This is a genomic window from Candidatus Obscuribacterales bacterium, from assembly GCA_036703605.1.
GTDB lineage: Bacteria > Cyanobacteriota > Cyanobacteriia > RECH01 > RECH01 > RECH01.
The window spans coordinates 1-2,677 of record DATNRH010000391.1 but is presented as its reverse complement, the minus strand read 5'-3'; the positions used below and the strand labels follow the sequence as shown (position 1 = coordinate 2,677).

Annotated in this window: 4 protein-coding genes; 1 reads left to right on the top strand and 3 read right to left on the bottom strand. The window is 49.0% G+C overall.

The window, feature by feature from the left end; all coding sequences use genetic code 11:
• Positions 1–77: 77 nt before the first annotated feature.
• The 3 genes from V6D20_08085 to V6D20_08075 are packed head-to-tail and all read right to left on the bottom strand — an operon-like array spanning position 78 to position 1,841.
• Positions 78–353 carry an SDR family NAD(P)-dependent oxidoreductase gene (locus V6D20_08085; protein ID HEY9815744.1) on the bottom strand — a complete coding sequence of 92 codons (276 nt, stop codon included), beginning with the start codon at positions 351–353 and terminating at the stop codon, positions 78–80.
• Between the two features lie 35 nt (positions 354–388).
• Complete coding sequence (locus V6D20_08080) at positions 389–940, bottom strand: antibiotic biosynthesis monooxygenase (protein ID HEY9815743.1); 552 nt, start codon at positions 938–940, stop codon at positions 389–391.
• A gap of 4 nt (positions 941–944) precedes the next feature.
• Positions 945–1,841, bottom strand: a complete 897-nt coding sequence (locus V6D20_08075; GenBank protein ID HEY9815742.1) for an SMP-30/gluconolactonase/LRE family protein — start codon at positions 1,839–1,841, stop codon at positions 945–947.
• Positions 1,842–2,025: 184 nt separating this feature from the next.
• Between V6D20_08075 and V6D20_08070 the strand changes: the two genes are divergently transcribed.
• Positions 2,026–2,677: LysR family transcriptional regulator (locus tag V6D20_08070; protein HEY9815741.1), on the top strand; the 652-nt coding region annotated here is incomplete at its 3' end.

The window sequence follows — 2,677 nt, the reverse complement described above, 5'->3', positions numbered from 1 at the left end:
CAATGGTTAAATGTGGTTCTAGCTTCAGTCGACGCCCCATCTTGCTTTCAGCCTGTTATACAACTCCATTACTCATTCTAGGGTTGATTAGCCGGACTTGGTATAAGTACTTCAGGAGTTCCCAACTGGTCTTGAATGGTGGTCAACGCGGCGTTTAACTCTGCTTCATTTCCAGCATCCGCTAGAAAATAGTGGGATGTTATATTTTCCGCCTGCAGTGTCGATTGGTAACTCTGGAGCTTTTGTTCATTGCGGGCCACCATGGCTATAGCAAATCCTTCCTGGGCAAACCGGCGGGCGATCGCTATACCATTACCTTCGCCCATGCCAACAATGATGCAATATTGAGACATTGTATTCTCTCCGTAGTGAGGTATGAATTGAATGATTAACGTCTGGGATATAGCCAGTTCGCTAATAGCTTGGTGAGCCTTGGCATCACCACATAGGTCATCAAGGTGGTAGTGATAAATACTAAAATCAGCAGTTGCAGTAAGGCGGGTAATGCTGCTAGCCAAGTGAGGGGCAATAGGGCAAGTATCTGGTTAATACCGAAAATCGCGATACCAGAGACCAGTACCATTTTGTGGCGGGGTGGCGGCGGCACTCCTGGCTTTGCAGGTAGGGTAAACCAGGTTTCCAACCCAGTGATAATTGAGAAGTGCCCGGCATCTACCGTCAGGTTTTTAGCCTGGGCCAGAAACTGCTGACGAAGTGCCGAATGCTCCCACCGCTTCAGATGGTCTAGCCGATCAAACTTGAAGACAATGCGGTACTCCCCATCGTCTGACTGACTGGGACGAAACACCGATGCTCCCAAATAGCCCTCAAAGGTGCTGGCAGTGTTGATAATGCGTTCTAGCAAGACTTCAAACTCCCTTGCTTTGCCAGATTTAACCCGCTGCACCACATCTACTGTGACTGGAGGGTCAGGCTGCATGATTCTAATCCTCGAACAACAGTGATGCACCGCTGACACCAGCCGCTAAACGCACCACCTGAGCAGGTTCTATCCCCGTAGCTGGAGGTAAGAACATGCCGCCGTTGTTGATGACATACAAGTCAGTGCCGGAGAAGGCCACGGCGGTGCAGCCCGTGACTCCCTGGTCAGCTTGGGCCACGATGGTGGTGTTGCCGTTACAGTCAATGCGAATCACACTGTTGTAAACATGGGTAGCTCCATAAAGATTACCCTGATGGTCAAAGGCAAAGTCATCAATGTTGGTGCCCTGGATCAAAATCTTTGGTTCTTGGGGATTCAGCGCTTCATCTAGAGGAATTTGTAAGAGCAACATCTGTTGGGTGTTAGATACGTAAAGGGTTTGGCCAAATCGCTTTAACCCGTTAGCTGCTGGGAATGCGCTCGTCTGATCACTCCGAGCCAAGAGAGGATGTTCTAGCCATAGTTCGACGGTTTTCGTAGCCACATCAAATGCCCAGATTGCCCCTCGATAGGAATCAGCCATAAGATAGCGATGAGCAGTTAATGGCGTGATGCCATTGAGAAAGATAGCATCGGGTAAGGTTAGCAGAAACTCTACCTCACCGTTTGACACTATGGCTACAAAAGGGACTCCTGAATTATTCCAACCGTTGATGAGTAGTCGATTTGGAGCAACCCAGGCAATGCCGCTGACTTTCCCGCTAAGTTTGGCATACACAGTTAGGCTATTGTCTGGGGCGAGTTTAACGACCTCACCGATTTCGTGATTGGTGATATAGATGTCGCCGGAAGGGGCGATCGCCAAGTTTTCTAGAAACGTATTGACCGGGAAGGTAGCCACAGATTCTGCTGGAAGCAGGTCGGCAGGTGTATTGATATAGATAGGGGGCAAGGTCATGAGAGTACTTTAGAATGAATGGCCATCGATGTTTAGCTCTGTAATTACCTGCATGTTTTCGCTCAACACGTCCTCACGTTGTGGATTCATCTTCCTAACTAGTAACGCCAAACTCCTTGCTTACAAACTAAGATAGTGGCACAATCAAGATAAATCAAATTGATTGTAAAAATTATATATATCAATGAAATCAATTGACCTGAGTGGGATCGATCTCAATCTTTTGGTGGCTTTTGAAGCGCTCTATATTGAACGCAGCGTCACAGGTGCTGCTCAGCGCATCCATGTGGGGCAGCCTGCTATGAGTGCGGCATTGGGGCGATTGCGATCGCTCTTGTCCGATGATTTATTTGTGCGAGTGAGGCGAGAGATGAAGCCGACGGCAAAAGCCGTGGCGATCGCCTCCCAGGTTTCTGCCGCTCTGGATACTATTCGAGCCACTCTGGCAGAGCTACAAACCTTTGATCCTGCCCAATCCCAGCAAGCATTCACCATCGCCACGTCGGATTATTTTGCTAGCTTAGTGCTGCCCGAACTGCTGATGATCTTGAGTGACCGGGCTCCTCATGTCAACCTGCGTTTGCTTCCGGTAGACAAATCTTCTATTGCAGATGTATTAGAGAACGGACTAGTGGACGTGGCTCTGGGGACATTCACAGATTTGCCGCCCTATATTGGGCAGGAAAACTTACTTTCAGAGCGATTTATTGGCATCGGTCGCTTGGGACATCCGGCGTTTGAACAGGGTGCCATTAGCTTAGAAAAGTTTGTTGCGTTTCCCCATGCTCTGTTTACGTTACGGCGAGATGCTGTTGGTGCCATCGACCAGGCCCTAG